This is a genomic window from Pseudoduganella buxea (assembly GCF_009720835.1).
Classification (GTDB): Bacteria; Pseudomonadota; Gammaproteobacteria; order Burkholderiales; family Burkholderiaceae_D; genus Rugamonas; species Rugamonas buxea.
This window is the reverse complement of record NZ_WNKZ01000281.1, coordinates 1-333: the sequence shown is the minus strand read 5'-3', so window position 1 is coordinate 333 and position 333 is coordinate 1. Positions and strand designations below refer to the sequence as shown.

1 pseudogene is annotated in these 333 nt (G+C 76.3%); it reads left to right on the top strand.

From position 1 onward, the window contains the following. Positions 1-333, top strand: a pseudogene (locus GM672_RS28720) (hypothetical protein); the annotation flags it as partial.

The window sequence follows — 333 nt, the reverse complement described above, 5'->3', positions numbered from 1 at the left end:
GCGCCCGGCAAGCCACGCGCGCCGCGCGGCCCGCGCCAGATGCGCGAACAGCGCGCCCTGCGCGAAGCGGAAAAAGCCCTGATCGAACAGTCCCAGCCCGCCGTGGCCGCAGCCCCGGCCGAAGGTGAAGCCGCCCAGGTCGACGGCAACGTCGCTGCCGAAGGCGCCGCCGAGCAGACCGGCCGCCAAGGCGGTGGCGAAGGCCGAGGTGAAAACCGCGAAGGCGGCCGCAACGGCGCCAAGCGCAAGGGCAAGGGCGCCAAGCCGGGCCAGCCAGGCCAACCCGGCCAGCAGGCCCAGGGCCAGCGCCGCGGTCCGAACAGCCGCGCCCCC